Raw genomic sequence first — 21328 nt, 5'->3', positions numbered from 1 at the left:
ACGACAAACGCTCTCTTCCCCAAGGACGGCACAATGTTTATCCATGGTAAGCAACAGCTCGAGTTTTACGTCTGCAAAACTATTCAGGTATTAAATCATAAAGCTCTCCGAAGGCCTTTCCGTCTGTAAAAAACAGCCGAATATAGTCATTTTTGCCCACTTCCACTTCCGGCAGTATATGACGGCCCGAAGGAAAGTCACTCATAAATGGGTAGGCAATCCCATCCTCCTTATTTGCAGGCGGCGAGCCTTCCTTCTTGACGTAGCAAAGCGCTTCTTTGGACACAGAAATCTCGCAAAAAAGCTGAATTCGCACCGTTTTATATTTGCTGAACCAAGAATGGCTGTATTTGATATTGTAGCGAATCTTCGCCTTCCCACCGCTCACGCGTGCATAATTTTGAGCATCCGCTTGCTTGAGGGGCCTCAGCTTGCCAGCTTGCATAAGACATGGGAATATGCGATAGCCTTGTACACCCAAATATTCAATGCGCTCCCGGTAGCCTGACCTTGCTTTGTATTCCTCCCGGGTAAATAGCTTCAGCTGCTTAGGCTCCAGCAAGTCCGGCGGCTGCTCTGCTCCATCAGGAAAGCTGTATACGTATACGGATTCCACACCTCTCGGCCATGCCCAGGTCACGGTGCATTCACCGTTCTGGATGTAGCAGGCCGTTTGCTTTATCCGATATGGCTCCTCGAGCTCCTCCCATTGCAAGAACATTCACCTCCGTTTCCTTACTCATCGAAACTGTTTGCGAACCGGCAAGCCATCCTTGCTTCTTCCCCGGCTCTCTCCTTGCTCCAGCTGGCCGCGCCGCGTACCGCCACCACCGCGGCGTAATCCAGCTCCTGATCCCGCGTTCGGATCGCCCACTGCGACGAGCAGTGTCGAGAGCGATAGCACGAACGCCAGCACCATGTCGGCAAAGCCGCGTACTAGGAATGGCGCCTCTGAGCCCTGCAGCCCGGTTTCAAGCAGGATACCGGCGATGAGGCCCGCCACTGCTCCACCGATGGCGAAGCTTTTGGCTAAATAGCGGTTGTCGAAGACGACACCAAGCGATAGCCCGAGCATTGCACCGATAAGCAGAATCAGCGCAACACGCAGCAGACCGCGATATTCATTGGACGCTGCCGTGTCCACTCGCTCGTTCATTAAGTGCCAACGCTTTCCATTTTGGTATATTTGGTCAAAAGCACCCGTAATCCCCTCGACCCGCTTCACATCATGGAACGTGCCTCCTGTTTCGACTGCAATGCTTTGTAAAAGCTGAATGCCCTCCTTCTCCGTTGAATCGATTCCGATTGTATGAACCTGCGTCTGCTGCAGTCGGTAAGGAGTCAGTACCTTCGCTTTATCCACCTCGCTAAAACCATCGGAAATGAGAATTACAGCGGCTCTGCGGTTAGGAACACGCTCCTTCTCCATATGCTCCATAGCCTCAGTTAATGCCCTACCTATATCAGTGCGTCCCACAGGCGCTCCAATTGTATTCAGCTTAGCGGCAATTTGCTCCCGTGTCCCTGCATCCTTCAGCTGCGTCAACGGATATATCTGACTGGGCTGCTCATTAAATGTGTAAATCGCGACCCGTTTGCGGTCATCCAATTTGCGGATCAAAGCTTGAGCGGCTTGAATGCTCTGCTTCTCGGGATCCGTAGTTTTCATACTCTCCGACATATCGATGAGCAGCACATAATCCTGAGGCTTATCCCGATTGCCCAGCTGAAGTCCATAAATAAATTGGAACAACACTCCCGCGGCGAACAGCAGCAGAAGCGTAGCTGGAACAAGAAGCTTCCAACCATCGCGAGCATAGCGCAGCCTCCAGCTTCTCCCATTCAGCTGAGGTGAGATGACTTCAGCCAACAAGCAGCATAGACCTACAACAAGAGCAAATTGGCCGAAGTATAAACCCATCAGCAGCGTTTCATGCATCGTGCCTTCCCATTCAGCCAGCATGATTTCTCCTATAATAAAGCCAATAAATCCGCCAATAACGCTCCATACGGTTAGCAGTCCATTCCATTTGCGCTGTTTCACCGGCCATGCCCCCTTTTTTTCAAGCGTCTCTCTATCTTCCTTTATTACCTTTTGCTATATATCCATGCTGTGAAAGTTGTAGCCATTCTGAACATACGTATCATAATATCGTTTGCCGTTCCGGTAATACATCAGATCCTCGATCCGGAAGCCGCCCATTACATTCAGCTTCTCAATCCCGCTTCGCTTCATTTCCTGTACACAGCCAAGCTTGTAAGTCCTGCTGCCCTGATCGACTGCGAATGCATAACGAATAAATTCACTGTCAAAATCGCCAAAGAAATATTTTTCAACATAGCGGTGCTTATGCGTAGAGTTATATACATCAGCCCGGATTGCAGCTTCATTCTCCAAGGTACTGTACAAATCACGGAACAGATCCTCCTTCGAAAGGACCTCGCGATTCTCATAGCCGGCCGTCACATTTGCGCGCTCCAACAGCTCATCCTCGAACGTTTGGTTAAACAGGGGATGATTGAACACTTCCTTGCGAGTCATCTCCATCAACCGCTGAAGCACATGCTCTTCCCCTTCTGCAAGCATCAGCGAAAGGTTCCCCATCTGCCGTTCGTCAAAATAAAACTGTACATCACGGCGGCCCTCCAGCTCTGTCAAAATTTCCTGCACCGCGTGACCATAATATTCATTAATATTACGGCCTAAGTAATCGCTGGTCACCGAAATACTGCCCCGGCTTGCTTCGTGCAAAGTTTTTTCCAATTGGCGGAACCGCTCCACGAATGGCTGAGCCCTGTCATGCAGCTCCTCCAGCTCCTGAAGATAGGCATTCAGAAGCCGCAGCTTCATTTCCAGCAGCAGCAGCTCGACCTTCATCCCATACACAAGCTCCAGAAAAGGGCGTGTCATGCCTTTGACCGAGGCTTTGTTCGTGAATCGGTCCCATAATGACATTTTCGCAAAAGACTGCTGCTCTACACGCTCCGCATACACTTGATCCAGCTCAGCTCTGCCTTGCTCCAGCAGCTTGGCCGTTTCCTTCGCTTTCTCGCGAATTCCATTGATCAGACTGCCGCTTTCTTCATATGAGGTCCATAAGGAGGCGCTGTAATATCCGTAAAGCGAATTTCGGATGACCTTGCTTTCCAGTCGCATTTTCAACCGTCCGGCAAAGTTGCTCTCCACAAAACCTCTTTCCAATCCTCGAACTACATTCGTTTCAAAAAAGGTCTGCGCATTACCCCCATATAAAGCAGACTCGGCTTGACGCAAGGTTAATGTCATTAATTCAGCGTATGAAATTTTACTATGTAAAAGACTGAACATCCCTTCCACAGCCTTCTGTGGATCAGGTAGCAGTGACAGAATGTCACGATCCCAGTAATGAAGCTCCAGCTCTAACATTTCCTGAATGCTTCCGCGATCCATTCTCGCGTTCTCCTGCATCCGCTCTATGAGGCGGTGGTAAACATGATAAAGCACGGTCAAAGCAACCGGCTGACTGGGTCTTGTAATTTTAGAAAAGCCTGCCGATGCATAGCTGCGGCCATCGCCGTCAGAAGGAGTGGCATTCTGCTTAAAATGCTGGTTATTGTATACTGCGTGCTGCGGATCGAGCTCGTTGTTCGATTTGCGGTTTTTGAGCAGATTAAGATTGCAGATGGCTTCGTAATTGCCCTGCATCCCATTCTCGGCAAAAATGCCGCGTTCATCCTTGTCGCTTAACAAGTAAACCATATCAAATAATGGCGATGGGGAGTGCGCGGCAGGAAGTGATACACCCTCTCCGGTCAACTGCAGCATCCCCTCAAATGTGTAATCTCTACCTTGGTACATATCCAGTTCACGAAGAAAGCTGACGCCTAGTGAGGATTGAAAAGCGAAAGCATCCCCTACCGCCTTCTCCTCCAATAAACCGTACAAATCCAATACAACGGAGCGGAATTGCTCTCCGAAGATCGTCTCCATCAGCACAGCTATTTCTGGCAGCAGCACATTAAAGGGATCGTCGAGCCGTGTGACAATCGCAATATTCAAGCGCTGCAGATGCGTGTACATCCGCCCGAATTCGGCTATACGACTGTTCATTCGCCGTAATGTCACATTCAGCTCCAGCCGCTTCGCTTCATCCGCATAAAATTGCTCCCGGATCGATGGGCGCAAGGTTTGCTTGCTTTCCGCAGATGCGGGCAAGCTCCAGCCATATACGTTATCAAGTGGCGCAGTCTGCTTGGTTCCAAGCTGAAGATAAACCACGCCCGCAGAATTATTCCACTTTGTCCTGTTTAAGCTATGCACAGCCTCCAGAGCATCAGCTGAGTGATCACCAAGAAACACAAAAACGACAGGATGATTGATGCTGCGCATCTCATCCCCATCACTGCCCATGCTGTCAATCTGCATGGCATATCGTTTGGAAAAGGAATCCAATTCCCCTTTAATATTCATCCTTTTTCCCTGCCTTTCTTAATTACACCCCTGCCCTCAAGGGCTTTTTTACATTCGAATTCTCAAACACATTTTGTCACTCAATTGCTCAAGCTTTTACCCTCCCAAACCCTCCCTATAGGGAGGGCTCCAAGGGCTCCGCCCTCTGGACACCCTCGTAGAGCTTGGTGGGGGAGCTCTGTTTGAGCTGTATTGTATCTATTGTTCTATTTACCCTCCCAAACCCTCCCTATAGGGAGGGCCCCAAGGGCTCTGCCCTCTGGACACCCTCGAAGAGCTTGGTGGGGGAGCTTTGTTTGAGCCGTCTTGTATCTATTGTGCTATTTACCCTCCCAAACCCTCCCTATAGGGAGGGCCCCAAGGGCTCTGCCCTCTGGACACCCTCGAAGGGCTAGGTGGGGGAGCTCTGTTTGAGCTGTCTTGTATCTATTGTGCTTTCAGCGCTACCGTCCCTGCGGGACACGCTTTACCTTGTCTTTACCCTCCCAAACCCTCCCTCCAGGGAGGGCTCCAAGGGCTCTGCCCTCTGGACACCCTCGAAGAGCTTGGTGGGAGAGCTCTGTTTGAGCTGCTTTGTATCTATTGTGCTTTCAGCGCTACCGTCCCTGTGGGACACGCTTAACCATGTTTTTACCCTCCCAAACCCTCCCTACAGGGAGGGCCCCAAGGGCTCTGCCCTCTGGACACCCTCTAAAGACTTGGTGGGGGAGCTTTGTTTGTGCTGCCTTGTATCTATTGTGCTTTCAGCGCTACCGTCCCTGTGGGACACGCTTAACTTCACCGCTCCTAATGAGTGACCAAAGGAAAATGGCACATATGGTGCTTATTCAACTGAGTCTAAGGGATAGTGTTCATAAGCGATCCAAAACACTTCACTCCCTGAGTCTAAGGGATAGTGTCCATAAGCGATCCCAAACACTTTACTCCCTGAGTCTAAGGGATAGTGTCCATAAGCGATCCCAAACACTTTACGTCCTGAGTCTAAGGGATAATACCCATAAGCAAGCCCAAAACACATCACTCCCTGAGCCTAACGGATAGTAACCGTAAGCAATCCCAAAACAATTCTCACCCTGAGTCTAAGGGATAGTAACCATAAGCGATCCAAAACGCTTCACTCCCTGAGTCTAAGGGATAGCACTCATAAGTACTATCCAATTCAATAACCACTGTAGACCTACAAATTAATCATACAACTAACAGCAGCAGACCGTAGGGTAAAACATTTATTTCAGGCTTCTAACCATATCGCTGACTTTGGTGGAGATTTGCTTGTAGAATTGGTACATTTCTTCACCATCCGCAAGCTCGGCGCGGTCATAGTCGAGTGCCGTTTTCGACTCTTGATAAGATCCCGCCATGTCACGCAGCAAGGAGACCAAGCTGCCGATATCCTCTGACGCAGTCAACTGCTGGCTGCGTTTCGCAGCTTTGCGCTGCAGGATGCTCTGGCGCTTCTCATCCAAGCCGCGGAGCTTGGTATAAATCTCGTACTCCACAAATTTGTTAACTTGCATCAGGTTGATGAAAGGCTCCCACGGATCTTCTTCAGCATCATGGTCGTACACGTAAAGCGCACCTTTCTTCGTAATAACCCCGGTATACATGGCTTCGATAAAGTTTGCAATCAGCTTCTCTTCGTCCTTATAGGCATTAAGCAGCTTCTCAAGCTCAGCTATCTTATCGGCGATCCGATCGTATTTGCGGAGTTCCTCTTTGACCAGCCTCAACAGCTCTGGCGAGCGGATCAAATTTTCCTTAGCCATATCCAAATTTACACTGCCAAAAATATCCTTGCGGCTCTCAGCTTCCAGCCCTTCAGCCATATAACGCTTTAAGTCGCCGACACAGCGCTGTAGCTCACCGAGATTAGGCTTCGAAGCCGATAGCTGAAGAGAGTAAGCTTCCAGCCAGCGATTCAGATCGAATGGCTTCGTAAATAAGCATTCGTAACGGTTGATCGTACCGCTATCCTCACCTTTTTCACGAATAACACGAAGCGCGAGTGCCCTCTCGAAGGAGAAACGCACCTCGGCATTATATTTTTTGACCCGATTGTTCTCGTAAGTGTCTCCCCAGGATTTCTCTGGAATTGGAGACGGCAAATACGTCCAGTTCACCTTATCTGTTTGGACCAGATGGCGGCCAATGCCTTCGGGCTCAAGAATCGTTCTTTCATAGCTTTCTTCATATACCTTCATCGGCGTGTACAGGAACAGCGGAATGCCGTTCTGCGTGTTCAGCCAGAAAATACGGTTTTTGACTTCACTTTCCTTAATTGTAAACCGTGAATTAGCAATCGCATTATCCTGGAAATTACGTATACCTTTAAAAATGTTCGGTGCCTTTACAGGTACGGATACAAACCCCCACGAAGGGAAGTTAAAATTACCCGAGCTGTTGCTCAGATGGAAGACCGGCTTGGCTTCCTCATACAGACGTCCCGATATTTTGGACTCTACCAGCTTTTCGATTGAATCCTCATGACCATATTTAATAACCAAATATTCTTCCATCGACTTCGTAATTAAATCGCCAAAATGATCGGTCAAAAACTCGGAGATCGAGCTGATAACGTCCACTTCCTGCTCTTTAATCCATTGGTTCGATTTGATGAGCATTTCATTCGTGAAATCCCGGATCAGATCATTCACATTTTTCTCGTTGGTTACATCTCCAACTAATTTGGCAATGTCCGGAACACTTACAACGTTCCAATAATAGGTACGGTTGCCTTTATGATCTACTTCCTCTGCACCGTTGGCCAGAATTCGGCCGTTCTTCTCGAATATTTTATTAAGCTCGCTTAGCAGCTCCGAAAATACCTGATAAATGCGCGAATTCTCATCATTGATCAAAGTATATAAATCCTCATAAAACTCAACCATCTGCTCCATTCGCTCACGGTCGGCATGCAGCAGAAATTCCTGAATTTTGGCCTCTATGAAGGCATCCTTTTTCTTATCCTTGGAGATAAAGGCGCTGCGAGCCTCGGTCATTTTTTGCAATGATTGCTCTTCTGCAGACTCAATATCCCGCGGAATGCGGTAGATGCTTTCTTTTAAAGCCTCAATATAAGAAGAAATCAGCTTAAGAAGACAAAAGCCTTTATCCTGCAAAATAATACGAGAAACATAGAACGGCCCCTGTTCAGGATTGCGGAACATTTTGGTAATCTGCTCGGTGAAGCCTTCTTTCAGCTGCCCTGGAAGCTGCCTCCGGCTTTTAATGTATTCCTCGCGCGCTCGCGACAGGAAGCTTTGCTCCAACTCGGTATCAATGTTAACCACCTGCTGTTTAATCACATTGCTGTAGCTCATTCGCTCGCTGTTCTGGTAGCCGGGAATCGGCTCGGGAACCCGTTTGCCAAATTCACGATGCACAGAGTCAGGGTCGATGCCCAGCTTATGCGCCAGCTTCTCCACATCCTCTTGGGACGGGCCAGCATCGAACATTTTCTCCATCCGCTTGAACACCTTGAAAGCCAAATAAGTCGTCATTTCTTCAATCGGCAGCACGGCAGAGGACGCACCCAGGATGTTGTATTGGTAATTGGCCGCATAGGTTTTGGGCATTTGGTTAATGTTCGTACGAATGTTGCTTATATAGTCATGAATGGCAAATTCCTCGCCGGACTGCTTGTCCTCGCTTGCCATGAAGTTCGTAATATTTTCGGCCGTCACGTTCATGCAATAATCGTATGCATTTTCAAGCAGCTTGCCTTCCAAGTTCGTAGCCGAAATGAGATGGGCCAGATTAAACGGCGGCATAGGCGAGTTCACATTCAAAATATTGGCATATTGCTGCTTAAACCGCTCATTCCGCTCATCCACGTTCATCCAGTAATCCAATTCCTTCATAGCAGCATAGCCGTTCTTACGGATATATTCGCGTGAATGCTCGGTCAAGCTCTTATTAGCCAGATTCACATCCGGAGTAAAAAGATAGCCGAGCACATTCACCTTATCTACGCCGGCAGAGCCATAATCGCGCTCGATAATGCCTCTGACGATATACGAAATATCGAGGAAACAGCCGCTTCCAGTTCCACCGGACAGACCCGTAAGCAGGAACACCATCAGCTTCTTGTTCGTTCCGACAGACAATGACTTGATCTTCCGTTCTATCGTCTGCACAACCTGCACGATCTTCGTGAATAACAGCAAGCGGCCTGCCTGCCGTACACCTGAAGCTCCATTAATCCCGTCCGTAATCGTCAACTCAGGAGACAGCCACTCCCTAATATACGGCTCCAAAATACTGCGGTTCTGCAGCACACTGCCGATCTCGGCATTAGACAGCAGCACGAATTCAGTCAACGGATCAAGACCGATCCCTTTGTATTTCTTATTGCGGTCATGCTCATTGGTTTCCAAAGCGAGAAACTCGACATTATTCGGCTTCTCTTTCTTTTTCTTCGTAAAGGGATCCTCAGGTAGCTTAAATCTGCGGTTAATCTGATATTTAAGGCGTAGAAGCGCATCAATTCCCGTACCGCCAAGACCAATGACGAGCATCGGGTTGTCGATCGTATCCACGCGAATCTTATCACTAATGATGCCACCGCCCAAAGACACGTCCAGCTGTTGAATATGCTCTCTTACAACTGCTTTCATAAGGTTGCCTCCTGCATTCAAATTATTTCAAATATTCTACAGTTACGGATTTATTTACGTTTTGAAGCGAAATTTTGATTCGGTCGTTATTCTTAAGCTCCTTGCCCTGCACGGCATCAAACACACGGCCGCCTTTTTCAATGATGCAGCTGGATTGATTGTACAGAACGATTGTATCTCCGGGGCCGGGCTTAAAAATAATCTGCTTCGTCTCAGCAAACTCAGGCGCCAGCTGCAGCAATTGATGCAAATCAACCTTACCCTTGAATGCGTTCAGCTTCCGGTATTGCGGGCTCGTCCGATCCCCTGTGTCCTCGTCCTTCACTTCCACAACCATTTGCCCGAAAAAGCCTTTATTGGCCTTTTTCCACATGGATAGTGCGAATAATGCTGCCGCAATCAACAGCAGCAATGCCCCACCGATCCATGCAATCGGAGTGATCAGTGTAGCGCTGCTCCCTTCGGCTGGTGTGGTGCTTGGAGCAGTCGGCGCAGGCGCTGCTCCTGCCTTTTTCGCTGAAATGGATGCCGGCTGCGATTCGCGCACGAAATTCGCATCCTCCACCTTTACTTTCACTTCATAGTCATGCGCTTCAGCCACCTTCATTGTACCTTCAAAGCCCTGTGCTGCCGTGGTGAGCGGAACTTCTGAAGTTTTCTTCGTATCGAGATCGGTTACAAGCAGCGTTGCCTTCGCATTTTTATATAAACTGGCATCTGTTGCCTTCTGCCCGTTGGCTTGAAGATAGGCTTTAACCGGCACAGCATCCCCGGGCTTATATGATATAGACGATGAAAGTTCCATCGACACCTGCACATCGTAGTTATAAATTAAATTAATATCGATTTTTTCTTTCGGAACACCTTTAATTCTAAGCTTCCAATCCCCTTGCGCTGGACTCAAAAGCTTAATTAACGTATAGGCAGAGGAGGACGAAAATACAATTTTATCAGACGGAATCGTCTGCTCCTGGCCAGCCGGATTGACCAGCTTTACTTCTACCGGTTTGGAGGACATAATCGAAATATTAGCCTCCAGTACACTCGCATTCGGGATATTCACCGTCACGTCCTGGAAATCGCCATTCGCGGTAAACCCAGTTAAAGGCACAACCTTCAGCTTCAAATGGCTCGCATAAATCTCACTCAAGATTTTCGGCAAATTGTCCGCTGTGCTTGTAATAAACAGCTTGCCCCCCGTCTCGTTCGAGATCCGCTCAAGCGCATCCTTGTTCAACTTTCCATCCGCGTTCAAGCCGATCGTGTAAATGGGGATGTTCTTTTCCTTCGCCTTTTTCACAGCCTGATTGAGCATCTGATCGGACTGTTCCTGAGTCTTGCCGGTGTTTAACGAATTGTTGCCATCCGTCAGAAGGACAATAAGCGGCACATGGCCTGCCTCTCCCCCGCCGGATTCCAATATTTTTACAGCTTCGTTGACCCCCACTGCAACATCTGTATAGGGTCCTCTCGTCAATTGGTCTATAAATGATTTGAGATTCTGCTTATCCTGTGCACTATTGATTTTGAGCAGCGCCTTTTCCCGCAAAATCTGATCGGTATAAGCGACCACACCTACTTTATCTCCTTGTACCGAAGCCATGTCGATAAACATTTTCATCGCTTCGTAGCTTACTTTGTTAACATCGCTTTCGTTCATCGAGCTGCTGACATCTACAGAAAGCACAGCATCAATTTTGGTATCACCGGCAGCAGGGGCGGCAAATGCGCTGAACGGCAGGCTGATAAGCAGACTAAGTACAGCTGCGGCGAGGGTTATTATCATTTTATTTGTTTTCACGGGTTAATCCTCCGAATTCATCGATAACCGGATTGTCGAACCGGTGGTCTGGTTTTGTAGGTATTTGGTAAATGTGGTTGTAAAATAGAATTCTTTCTACTTCTCATATTAATCTTTTAACACGTAAAATTCCACTGCTCCCGCTCTTATGATATTCTTATCATGATTTAATAGTTTCATAACACGGTTCTTAATGCATCTAATAGGAGGATTGAAATGCTGACTTATTGCCTGCTGGCTTTAGCCGCTATTTATATCCTGAACCGCTGGGTTCAATTTAATAAAATCAGACGGAGCGCGGTCTCCCTTGAAAGCATTGATACCGATCTGCAAAACCGGTTGAACGGCGGTGAGCACTCTGGCAAATAAGATTGCAGCCCACTTTCGTAAAAGTCGACCAACCAGCCACATCTTTCAACGTTTGAAACAGTGTAAAAGTTGCGGCAATTATTCCACCCTGTGGGAAGAGCATTGTTTGCAGTGTGGTGCAGAAGGCAAATTTCTTGATCTTCAGTCAGTGACCCGATCCATCCTGCAACGCAATAAGCAAAGGGACGTATTGATTGTCAGCACGGTAAGCCTTGCTGCTTGTGTTTTTGCCCGCAGCTTTATGGAGATGGCCATCTCGCTGCTTGCAGGCGCTGCGCTTATAGTCGCCTACTTCCTGATCCGCAGGCCGTATGCTCCCTACTTGGAGACGCAGACTATACAAAACCTGCTGCAGCACGAAAATATCGCCATACGCGAAGGCTTGCTTCGCGACACCGAAGACGCCGCAAAGGATTTGAAGTCAGATGATTTCAAGCTCGCCTACGAGAAGCTAAGGGAAATCGGCTATTTAATCAGCGGCAATCAGGTGAAGGTTCTAAAGCTTATGTGCTTGAATCATTTTGTACTACGTAAGGACATGGACCTTGAGTTAAGCACGCTCGTCCCTGATGCATTTGATCCGGATTTTATCCGCTATTTATTTGAAGTGAGTAAGGTGAGCCCGGAGCTGGTTAAGCGTAATGTTATCGACTATACCTTCAAACACCGAGAGGAAATCGAGGCATTAGCGAGTGGCCGGGCTGTAATCGGTCAGGTGGTGACCGCAGCGCTGCGTGTAAATGCATATGTCATTCAATATGAGCAAATGATTGCCGATTTTGTAGATGAGCTGCCGCGAGAGAGGTTGATCAGGCTATGTCGCTTGGTCGCGGACCGTCCAGATTCCTTTCCCGTGCTATACCCGAAGGTGAAGGAAACGGTGAAATTGAAATATGAAGCAGACCCGGAGCTTCAAGGAATATTATAAGGTTAAGCGATAGCAGCTTCTCTCGCAATATCAGAATGGTACAGCTTCCCTGAAAATTATGCATTCTGAGTTTTATTAAGAAAGGAGGCTTGAAATGTCTGCTTCCATGTACAAGCACTCGATACGAAGCCGCAATGCAGCAGCTATGCTGCTTGCCTTTATGCTGTGCTTAGCCGCCTACAAGGGATATAACAGCTGGATGAAAACCAAGCTGTACGCTGAAGCTGCCGCGCTGCAGGCAGCGGGCAACGACCTTGAAGCGGAAGAAACCTACACAAGAGCCCAGAACATTAATAGCATTAAATATAAGGATAGCGAGACAGCCGAGGCCCTCGCTGCACTAAGACCTGTAACCGATCTGAAGCGCTACTTTGGAGCTTTGGAAGGGGACTTGGCGGCAGCTAATGAGGCCAATGACATTAACCTGCTGCTTAAGAGCTACGAGTCTTTCCAGACGAAAGCAGCAGAAATGGCTGCACAGAATGAGGCTGCCAAAAAGCGCTTTGCTGATATGGCCGCTGCCAACAAGATAGACGAACGGTTCACGGAGATATTCACCGGCAGCAAGCAGAAGCTCATCCAAAGCTTGGAAGCTGATATAAGCAAGAAGACGTTCGACAGCGATAACGCAATTATCTATCTTCAGCAGCTGCCAGCTGCCTTTTTCACGGATGAGAAAACCAAAAAACAGCAGCTAAACAAGCTGCTTGAACGATATGATCAAGCCCGATTAGATACCCTCTTCAAAAATAAGACTTATGAAGAGGTTCTGAAGGATGGGGTGCGAATCCGCAAGTTTTATGATTCTAATGGCATCGAAGCAGCTTGGCTGCTGCCCAAGCTGGAAGCTTATGCACAAAACGAGCTTGCGAAGCTGCTCACCAAAAACGACTTGCCCGGCTTCATCAGCAAGGCACGGGCTTATCAAGCCTATAAAGAGCTGGGCGGCTCTTCATCCAAGGTAACTGCGTATGTTCAAACCAACATACGCAAGCAGTTCGACCGCGCCGAGCAGCTCATGGCTTCCCGCAAATTCACCGACGCTATTGCCTTGTACAACGTATTGGATAAATATCAGGATACGCAAAAAGAGGTTAGCAACGCCGAGCAGCTCTGGCTCGAATCCGATCCGCTTCAGCTGCTGCGCAAAACCGTCGGCAATGAAGCCAAGTTCACCAATGTGGTCAGCGCCAAAGCAGCAGGAGGCGCCAAGCTGCTTGCCGCAGGCTTATTAGATAACAAAGCTATAGTGATGGCACGCTTGCTGACGGATCAAAAAATCGAAACCGCTCAAGCTGAGCTTGATAAAGGGCTTACGATAAAATCGGTTCAATGGTCCGAGCAGCTTGGAGACGGCAAACCGGATACACCTTCTCTACTTATCGAAGCGGCTTCGAAAAACCGGAAAACACGCTACATCGCGTACGAGGTAAAGGCAACGCAATTGCGTAAGATTCTGGATATCGAGGCTGATAAAATGGATATCGACCGCTCTGGAACAATCGTATTCGATAATCCTGCGGGTGATGGGGCAGGACGCAAAGCTTATTACGAATACCGCGACAACAAGTATGTATTCGCCAAAACTAATGTGGACTTCATTGATATTCCACTCACTGAGCTAACGAATCATAAAAACGAGAAGGTCCGCTTCCAAGTAACAATAACCTCTGTCGAGGACAATAAAGCTATTGCTCAGCTCAGCAACGGCTACATTACGTTAAGCGGCAAATTCAAGTTCAAGACAGGACCGGCCACCATCACTGGTACTTATACTGGCCTTGAGGAAGTAAGAAAGCCCCCTTCTCAGCTTTACGAGTACAAGGTCACCGTCACGGATGTAGCGCAATAATTTATTTCCACCAGCGCTTCCAGATCCCGTGAGCCCTTAACCACGAAAAAAGCAGGCTGTCCTCCAAAATGGAAGGACAGCCTGCTTTTTTTCAATTTATCACGTTACACTATTTCTTCAATTTCGCTAAGCTTGCTGCGAATTCTTCCATCATTTTATCGATATAGGGTTCATTGAGTTGGAATGATACTCTTTTATTTAAATAAAGGGAAAAGCTCATGCTAAATTTACTCCTTTACTCGCTTCTCAACCACATAGCTGGAAACCATCCCGTTAATTCTATAGAATCCGGCCTAATCCTTACAAAATGACCGATTTAACATGACTATTTCCAGTTAACCCCTACTTATGCGGAAATAACCAAATATTTACGGGAGAATTTCCTTTTAATTAAAACCTGGGGTATAGGTGAATGTATTTCAATAAATCCCCGCTAATTTCGCAATGTGGAGACTCAAGTAATAAATAATTAAACAGCAGCATTCAGTGTCACGCTCTCGATATTAATGTGAATCGCGATATAAAATTTTGCACATCGTTATATTCAGCTCTGCGTGATTTCATGGTACCGCCACCAGCGCGGCAGCATTCTATGGATTGGATGATACATCCGCTTGGAGCTTCAAAGGGTACAAACTGAGATCGCGAGCATAATAACTAAGCACGGCCCATAGGTGTGGCTCGACTTATCGCTCTGGCATCTCGAATCTCGACATCATACGGAATAATGGCGCATTAATCCAATCATTATAGGATGACCAAATGTACACAACATTAACCCGTGGAATAAAAAAGAATTGCAAAGGCATACGAGATAAAGTACAATGAGCTTACCTAATTAACGTTAGTTAGATGATAGAGAGGACGACCTCTCCTTTGAAAGGTGTGGCTTCAATGACAGCCATTAAAATAAAAGCAGCCGCGCTGCGCTTGTTCGCTCACAACGGCTACGATGCAACCCCACTATCGGGAATTGCCAATGAAGTCGGTATCAAGACCCCATCCTTGTATGCACATTTTTCAAGCAAGGAAGACCTGTTTCTGGCAGTATTTGATAGTGTCATAGAGGAGCAGCTTGGTAAAATTAAAGGGATGGAGCAGTCCATTGCTGCAATGAACGTTCATGATAAGCTTTATACCATCGTCCACGATGTCTGCCGGACATACTGGCTAAGCGAGGAGAATGTTACCTTTCTCAAGAGAGCTATGCTCTTCCCTCCCACTTCATTACAGGAAGCACTGCGTTCCCGTTTTGCTGAATCCGAGGAAGCTTTGTCAGCAGTGGTAAAGAGTATCTTTTTGAACGGAATGGAAGAAGGTATACTTCGCCGAGAGCAGGTCGAGGATTTGCTCGCCTCTTTCTATTGCTTGGTTGACGGCGCCTTTATCCAGCAATTTTACTACAATCGCAGTGATTTTGAGCAGCGCATGCAGAGCGTATGGCGATTATACTGGCAAGGCATTATTGCTAAATAAAATCTGGTTCAATGTTAGGTTTGAAAGGAAGTGTTCATCATGAATAAACAGTGGATTCAAGTGTTTATAGCTGCATGTTTCGAGGTGCTATGGGTAATTGGTTTGAAGCATGCGGATAATTTATGGGAATGGTGCGGGACAGTCGTTGCTATTAGTATTAGCTTTTATTTGATGATAAAAGCAGGCGAAGAATTGCCTGTTGGAACGGTTTACGCCATTTTCGTTGGATTGGGAACAGCAGGAACCGTTCTGTCTGAGATGCTGCTATTTGGGGAACCATTCAAAATCACCAAGCTGCTGCTTATTATTGCTCTTCTAATCGGGGTTATCGGGCTTAAGCTCGTTACGAAGGATACGTCTGAAGTCAAGGGAGCTGAAGCCAAATGAGCTGGATCTCTCTCATTATAGCAGGTGTATGTGAAATGGTTGGTGTCGTTATGATGCATAGATTATACAAGGATCGTAATTGGAAAAACATGCTGCTGCTCCTGACCGGGTTTGGAGCCAGCTTTTTATTTCTTTCCATCGCCATGAAAACTTTGCCTATGGGTATTTCCTACGCAGTTTGGACAGGAATTGGCGCATCAGGCGGAGCTATCCTGGGAATGATCTTCTATGGCGAGCCCAAAAATTTGACGAGAATACTATGTATTACATTAGTGCTCGGTTCTGCAGTCGGGTTAAAGCTTGTTGCTTGATGAGTGCAGCTCGACTCTCGACTGATCGATGAATAGCTATTCATAATTTTAAAAAATGTTTGAAAGACATAAAGAAGCCTCCGACTGCTTAATTGGTCGGAGGCTTTTCTAATTGTTCTATCTGCGACGATAGCCGTTAGGCAAATTACCGGTTCTCCGAATATCACGGGATACTAGAAAAGGTTAACGTCTGCGGCATGAAACCAAAGCCTATTGGGGCTGCTCATGCCATAACTTTTTCGAACTGCGTTCGATACAGCCGCGCATACAGCCCATCGTGCTGCAGCAGCTCGGCATGCCGGCCGGACTCCGCCACGCGTCCGGCCTCAAGTACAATGATCCTGTCCGCTGTCAGGATCGTGGACAACCGGTGGGCGATGACGAGCGTCGTCCGCCCACGCATCAATTCATCGAGCGCCGCTTGCACATGCGACTCCGACTCGGAGTCGAGGTGCGAGGTCGCCTCGTCCAGCACCAGAATGCGCGGATTCTTCAGAATCGCCCGCGCAATGGCGAGCCGCTGCCGCTCCCCGCCGGAGAGACGATGGCCGCGTTCGCCGACCATCGTCCCGTAGCCTTCCGGCATGGCAGCGATGGCTTCATGGATGTAGGCCTGGCGACAGGCCGACTCAATCTCTTCATCGGTCGCGTCCAGCCGCGCGAACCGCAGGTTGTCACGCACGGAAGCGTGGAATAGGAACGATTCCTGTGTCACGAATGCGATCTGATCACGCAGCGATGACAAAGTCACTTCCTTGATGTCCTGACCGTCGACAGTGACAGCTCCTTCGGTCGGATCGTACAAGCGAGCCAGCATGCCGATTAAAGTTGATTTGCCTGCACCGCTAGGGCCGACAATCGCCACGACTTCACCCGGCAGCGCCGTAAAGGAAATATCATGCAGCGCATTTTTCTCCTTATTGTAGGCGTAAGATACGTGTTGGAACGTGACTTTCCCCCGCGCCGGAGGTAGCTTCTGTGCTCCTGGCCTATTCGCCACTTCCGGCTCCATATCTTCATATTCGAAGATACGCTGGAACACACCTAGCGCTGTCGCCACCTCGACCTGCAGATTCAACAGCGTGCCGACTGGACCATACAGTCGGCCCAAATAAGCGGTAAAGGCAACAATGGCGCCAATTGTCATAGTCCCTTCTACCACGTTCCAGCCTCCATACCAGTAAATCAATGCTGTACCCAGAGGACCCAATATGCCGAGCACCATGCCGAACCAGCGTCCGACTAAATTGAGGCGGAGCTCCAAATCCATCACCTTTTGGTTCAGAACGTCAAAATCCTTCTCCTGCTTCGACTCCTGCTGAAAAATCCGGGTCAAAAGCGCGCCGGATACGCCAAAAATTTCTCCCAGCTGCGCAGACATATCGCCGCGCACACGTTGAGTTTCCCCACGCAGCCGCTTGCGTATCTGAGATACTTTGCGGACGGGCAAAATAAATAATGGCAGAATGATTGTCGACAATATCGCTAATCGCCAGTCCAGCACGAACAAAATGACTACCGTTGTAATGACGATGACGCCTTGAGTTACGGCCGATACTACAACGGTAGTAACCACGTTCTGTACAGCTTGCACATCGCCCGTCAAACGCTGGATGATTTCCCCCGATTTCGCATCGGTGAAGAAGCTCATCGACTGCCGCTGGAGATTAGCGAATAGTGTCCGCCGCAAATCCCGCATAACACCTTGGCCGACCTTCGTATTCTGGTGGTTCTGCCATACTCCAAGTAATCCGCTTAGCAGCGGAAGAACCACCAGCAGCCCGATCATTAAAGTCAGCAGCCTTTTATCTCCCTTGGGAATGGCTATATCTATAATTTCTTTCATCACAAGCGGAGGAATCAAGCCAATCAGCGCTGCAGCCAGCGCAAGCACAATAATGGCCGTTAATTGCCACAGGTATCCTCGAAACAAACTGTATATCCGACGGATCGACACCTCCTTCAAGCTTGCTTTCCCCCGGCTTTGCAGCGCTTGTTTACTTCCTCCGTCCCAGCGTCCGCTCCCGTCTCCATCTCTCATCGACTCTTCATCTCCTCAAGTAAGGGTTCTGTCTAAACTTATTCTCTTGTATCCTTGGGTTGTGTCCAAAGGGATACTTGTTTGCGAGCTTCAGCAAGAATGGCAAGCAGCTCTTCTGTGCGAGCCGGATTTCTAACCAGCTGTTTCTTAGCAGCATGAAGCTCTTGTTCCCACTTATCCAGCTCTTCTCTCAGCATTTTAAATTGCTCCGATTGCTTCCAGGCTAGACGGCGACGCCACTCAGTCCAGAATTCATTAGACTCCAGCCCCATATCCTGAACATGCTTTTTTCCATTTTCATTAAGAAAATAAACCTTTTTATCTTTTTGCTCATCAATATCAATAAGCCCTTTATCATGTAATTCTTGAAGGGCCGGGTACACGGTTCCTGCACTAGGGCTATATAATCCCTCTGCTTTCTCTCCCAGTTGCTTAATTATTTGATACCCATGCATCTGCTCAATGCGAAGAAGCTGAAGAATAGCTAATTGAATTCGTCCTACTCTGTCTCCTCGTTTGTGCCTATGATTGCCGTGCAGCGACATATTGAAGTCTCCTTTAGTTTTATTACGATTAATATTAATCGATATATCGAAAATAAACAATCGATATTATTTGAATCATCCAAATAAATTCATCACAAACTGCCCAACAAAAAAACACCGCCTAAGAAAGGCAGTGTCTGAGAGAACAGCCGCGGCAAATTGGACACTGTTCACCTCGTGTTCAATAAGGGATATTCAATAGTAACTTAGATTGTACAAGCTTCATCGAACAGGAAATACTTTCTTTATCGCTTCAACGATTTCTCCCGCCATCAGATAAACGCGGTACAAGGGGGTGCTTTGCAAAATTGAATACTTATTGCCCCCGTCAACATTCACAATAGCTGCAATTGTATAGTCACCTATCGCTGGCAGCTGCTTGCCGAGTGATTTTCCCGGTTCCAGCGGCTGATTAGAAACCTGGTAGCTCGCTAAAGAAGCCGGTTGTCCCAGACACGCATCAATAGCAATGACATGCTTGCCCTGAGGCAGCTCGCTCAATCGGTCTTTAATGTTGCCAGCATCCAGCGGATGCTGCAGTGTCCCAATTACATGCGGATAACCTGCATCCTCTAGCATCATACCAACAAGCGGCCCTAATGAATCTCCTGTCGATCGGTCTGTTCCCACGCACAGAAATAGCAAATCATCCAATTCCGTACCCTGCTGCCTTATCGTCTGCAAAAAATCAGCCAGCTCGACTCCCTTGATTCTTTTGCGAAACACCGAACTTCCTTCTCCTGCCCCGCTCTTATCTCTAGCTCCGTCCTTATTCATCACCCGCTACACTCCCCGCTTTCCTTCCTCCAACCTGGTGCCGGACTGTAAGTATTTATCCAAAAACAAACAGCTAACCGTCCACAAGGACGTAAGCGTTTATCATAATTGTGCTTAAGCAAAATATAAAACCAGTAACTTTGTATTCAAGAACAAACGCTTAACTTACTTATTGTAACACAGCCTCAGGTGGATTTGTCGTCCTGTCTCAGCCCATGATATAATGCCAAAAAAGCACATCCGGGAGGGTACACCTATGCTAGTACTCAAGCTGCTGGCCATCTTCACCATATCCTATTGGTTATATATGCTCTGGGATACTTACCGGGCTCGTGAGCTTATGCTGCATTTGCCTCATAACAAAGAAGACCAGGAGGATGATAAAGCCCTGGCCTCGAATGTTGTTCTTATTAACAAAGCAAGGCAGCAGCGTCAAGCAAAAGCTGGCCATGAGCTCCCCCTTGTTTCCGTCATAATTGCCGCTAAGGAAGAGGAAGCATCCATCTCAGAGACGGTTAAACATCTGCTGAATCAAACTTATCCCCGTCTGGAGATCATTGCCGTTAACGACCGTTCTCAAGACGATACCGGTCGCAAGCTGGAAGAGCTGCGTAAATGGTCGGAAGGCAGACAGAGCATTCCTGTTCCGCTGCGGATCATTCATGTTACTTCGCTCCCCGCAGGCTGGATAGGTAAAAATCATGCTCTATATCAAGGGTATCAGCAAGCACGTGGACAATATGTTTTATTCACGGATGCGGATGTGCTGTTTCAACCCGCTGCTATCGCTGACGCAGTCCACTATATGAAAGAAAATAATGTCGATCATCTGACTCTGGCTCCTGATATGATTGTGCGCAGCTTCTGGCTGCGGGCATTCGTGCAGTACTTCTTCTTCACCTTCAGCCTGTATATAAGACCTTGGCGCGCCAATATCGACAGCCAGCATAAACATGGCATGGGCATAGGCGCTTTTAACATGATGACCCGGACGGCTTATGAGCGCATTGGGACTCACAAAGCGTTCGCCTTACGCCCTGATGATGATCTGCAGCTTGGAATCCGTGTCAAGCAAGCAGGGCTACGTCAAAGACTTGCATCAGGCAGAGAGCATATCGCGGTTGAATGGTATTCTTCCTTGGGTGAGGCTGTTCGAGGATTAGAGAAAAACTTATTTTCCGGTTTCCATTACCGTATCAGTCTAGCTTTACTAGGCGTATTGGGACAGCTCCTGATGTTCTTTTTTCCATTTCTCGCTATCTTCCTATTGGATGGGTGGCCTTTGTGGCTGTATACCGGAGCTATCCTAATCCTGCTTGTTTTATATCTGCGTCTCATCCGTTATTTAATTGGGCATAATGGCAAAGAAGTCATAGTACTGCCGCTCACGGTCTGTCTGCTATGCTATATCATCATCCGTTCTGTCTGGTTGACGGTTCGACAGGGCGGTATTTATTGGCGCGGCACCTTTTACCCGTTGGATGAGCTGAAGAAAATGGGCTAGCTTCACAAAAGTTTAACACTAGCAAATGATATGCTATTATAGAATATACATATTGCGTATAAGGCGCTTATTGATTGTTCAGCCTTGCGCTATACTTTCACTCATTAAAAGGAGAGAACCGCCATGACATTCTCATGCAAACGATTTTCTTATGTAACAGGCGCCACTTTGATAACTTTCGTTCTTGTAGTAACTTATCAGGTGCTTCAGACTATGAACTAATAAAGAATCGGATTGCCTAAGGGCGTCCGCCATACTAACACGGTATATA

Annotated in this window: 15 protein-coding genes; 7 read left to right on the top strand and 8 right to left on the bottom strand. The window is 47.7% G+C overall.

The window, feature by feature from the left end; all coding sequences use genetic code 11:
* Positions 1–79: 79 nt before the first annotated feature.
* The 5 genes from NV381_RS29110 to NV381_RS29090 all read right to left on the bottom strand — a co-directional run bounded on the left by NV381_RS29110 (position 80) and on the right by NV381_RS29090 (position 10852).
* Positions 80–721, bottom strand: coding sequence for a hypothetical protein (locus tag NV381_RS29110; RefSeq protein WP_308862358.1), 642 nt, complete (start codon positions 719–721; stop codon positions 80–82).
* A gap of 18 nt (positions 722–739) precedes the next feature.
* Positions 740–2044, bottom strand: a complete 1305-nt coding sequence (locus NV381_RS29105; RefSeq protein WP_258216814.1) for a vWA domain-containing protein — start codon at positions 2042–2044, stop codon at positions 740–742.
* A 54-nt stretch (positions 2045–2098) separates the two neighbouring features.
* Complete coding sequence (locus NV381_RS29100) at positions 2099–4450, bottom strand: hypothetical protein (RefSeq protein ID WP_258216813.1); 2352 nt, start codon at positions 4448–4450, stop codon at positions 2099–2101.
* A 1226-nt stretch (positions 4451–5676) separates the two neighbouring features.
* Positions 5677–9066: a tubulin-like doman-containing protein gene (locus tag NV381_RS29095; RefSeq protein WP_258216812.1), complete on the bottom strand. Its 3390-nt coding sequence runs from the start codon at positions 9064–9066 to the stop codon at positions 5677–5679.
* A 22-nt stretch (positions 9067–9088) separates the two neighbouring features.
* Complete coding sequence (locus tag NV381_RS29090; protein WP_258216875.1) at positions 9089–10852, bottom strand: VWA domain-containing protein; 1764 nt, start codon at positions 10850–10852, stop codon at positions 9089–9091.
* A 231-nt stretch (positions 10853–11083) separates the two neighbouring features.
* Between NV381_RS29090 and NV381_RS29085 the strand changes: the two genes are divergently transcribed.
* The 6 genes from NV381_RS29085 (at position 11084) to NV381_RS29060 (ending at position 16190) form a co-directional block, all read left to right on the top strand.
* Complete coding sequence (locus tag NV381_RS29085; protein ID WP_258216811.1) at positions 11084–11236, top strand: hypothetical protein; 153 nt, start codon at positions 11084–11086, stop codon at positions 11234–11236.
* A gap of 106 nt (positions 11237–11342) precedes the next feature.
* Positions 11343–12164 carry a hypothetical protein gene (locus tag NV381_RS29080; RefSeq protein ID WP_258216810.1) on the top strand — a complete coding sequence of 274 codons (822 nt, stop codon included), beginning with the start codon at positions 11343–11345 and terminating at the stop codon, positions 12162–12164.
* A gap of 94 nt (positions 12165–12258) precedes the next feature.
* Entirely contained in the window at positions 12259–14016 is a 1758-nt protein-coding gene (locus tag NV381_RS29075) for a hypothetical protein (protein WP_258216809.1), read from the top strand.
* Between the two features lie 894 nt (positions 14017–14910).
* A complete protein-coding gene (locus NV381_RS29070) occupies positions 14911–15492 on the top strand; it encodes a TetR/AcrR family transcriptional regulator (RefSeq protein WP_258216808.1) in 582 nt (193 codons plus the stop codon).
* Between the two features lie 39 nt (positions 15493–15531).
* Positions 15532–15879, top strand: coding sequence for a DMT family transporter (locus tag NV381_RS29065; RefSeq protein WP_258216807.1), 348 nt, complete (start codon positions 15532–15534; stop codon positions 15877–15879).
* Positions 15876–16190, top strand: coding sequence for a DMT family transporter (locus NV381_RS29060; RefSeq protein ID WP_258216806.1), 315 nt, complete (start codon positions 15876–15878; stop codon positions 16188–16190). The genes NV381_RS29065 and NV381_RS29060 overlap by 4 nt, the downstream gene beginning before the upstream one ends.
* 223 nt (positions 16191–16413) lie before the next feature.
* Here NV381_RS29060 and NV381_RS29055 read toward each other — a convergent pair whose 3' ends face one another.
* The 3 genes from NV381_RS29055 to yyaC form a co-directional block, all read right to left on the bottom strand.
* The gene (locus NV381_RS29055) at positions 16414–18231 is read right to left on the bottom strand and encodes an ABC transporter ATP-binding protein (protein ID WP_258216805.1); all 1818 of its coding nucleotides are present in this window, start codon (positions 18229–18231) and stop codon (positions 16414–16416) included.
* 38 nt (positions 18232–18269) lie between these two features.
* Complete coding sequence (locus NV381_RS29050; protein WP_258216804.1) at positions 18270–18776, bottom strand: PadR family transcriptional regulator; 507 nt, start codon at positions 18774–18776, stop codon at positions 18270–18272.
* A 222-nt stretch (positions 18777–18998) separates the two neighbouring features.
* The gene (gene yyaC, locus NV381_RS29045; protein WP_258216803.1) at positions 18999–19553 is read right to left on the bottom strand and encodes a spore protease YyaC; all 555 of its coding nucleotides are present in this window, start codon (positions 19551–19553) and stop codon (positions 18999–19001) included.
* 256 nt (positions 19554–19809) lie between these two features.
* On the opposite strand from yyaC, the gene NV381_RS29040 reads away from it, so the two are divergent.
* Complete coding sequence (locus tag NV381_RS29040; protein WP_258216802.1) at positions 19810–21057, top strand: glycosyltransferase; 1248 nt, start codon at positions 19810–19812, stop codon at positions 21055–21057.
* Positions 21058–21328 lie beyond the last annotated feature (271 nt).

It is taken from the genome of Paenibacillus radicis (ex Xue et al. 2023), from assembly GCF_024722015.1.
In the GTDB taxonomy this organism is placed as follows: domain Bacteria; phylum Bacillota; class Bacilli; order Paenibacillales; family NBRC-103111; genus Paenibacillus_S.
The sequence above is the reverse complement of the archived record's forward strand: the minus strand, read 5'-3'. Positions and strand labels throughout refer to the sequence as shown.

What these genes read in the sequence shown, in the direction of transcription:
- NV381_RS29040 (WP_258216802.1), top strand. Translation starts at nt 19,810, where the DNA reads ATGCTAGTACTCAAGCTGCTGGCCATCTTCACCATATCCTATTGGTTA.
- NV381_RS29075 (WP_258216809.1), top strand. Translation starts at nt 12,259, where the DNA reads ATGTCTGCTTCCATGTACAAGCACTCGATACGAAGCCGCAATGCAGCA.
- NV381_RS29060 (WP_258216806.1), top strand. Translation starts at nt 15,876, where the DNA reads ATGAGCTGGATCTCTCTCATTATAGCAGGTGTATGTGAAATGGTTGGT.
- NV381_RS29085 (WP_258216811.1), top strand. Translation starts at nt 11,084, where the DNA reads ATGCTGACTTATTGCCTGCTGGCTTTAGCCGCTATTTATATCCTGAAC.
- NV381_RS29065 (WP_258216807.1), top strand. Translation starts at nt 15,532, where the DNA reads ATGAATAAACAGTGGATTCAAGTGTTTATAGCTGCATGTTTCGAGGTG.
- NV381_RS29090 (WP_258216875.1), bottom strand. Translation starts at nt 10,852, where the DNA reads ATGATAATAACCCTCGCCGCAGCTGTACTTAGTCTGCTTATCAGCCTG.
- NV381_RS29050 (WP_258216804.1), bottom strand. Translation starts at nt 18,776, where the DNA reads ATGTCGCTGCACGGCAATCATAGGCACAAACGAGGAGACAGAGTAGGA.
- yyaC (WP_258216803.1), bottom strand. Translation starts at nt 19,553, where the DNA reads ATGAATAAGGACGGAGCTAGAGATAAGAGCGGGGCAGGAGAAGGAAGT.
- NV381_RS29110 (WP_308862358.1), bottom strand. Translation starts at nt 721, where the DNA reads ATGTTCTTGCAATGGGAGGAGCTCGAGGAGCCATATCGGATAAAGCAA.
- NV381_RS29095 (WP_258216812.1), bottom strand. Translation starts at nt 9,066, where the DNA reads ATGAAAGCAGTTGTAAGAGAGCATATTCAACAGCTGGACGTGTCTTTG.
- NV381_RS29070 (WP_258216808.1), top strand. Translation starts at nt 14,911, where the DNA reads ATGACAGCCATTAAAATAAAAGCAGCCGCGCTGCGCTTGTTCGCTCAC.
- NV381_RS29055 (WP_258216805.1), bottom strand. Translation starts at nt 18,231, where the DNA reads ATGAGAGATGGAGACGGGAGCGGACGCTGGGACGGAGGAAGTAAACAA.
- NV381_RS29100 (WP_258216813.1), bottom strand. Translation starts at nt 4,450, where the DNA reads ATGAATATTAAAGGGGAATTGGATTCCTTTTCCAAACGATATGCCATG.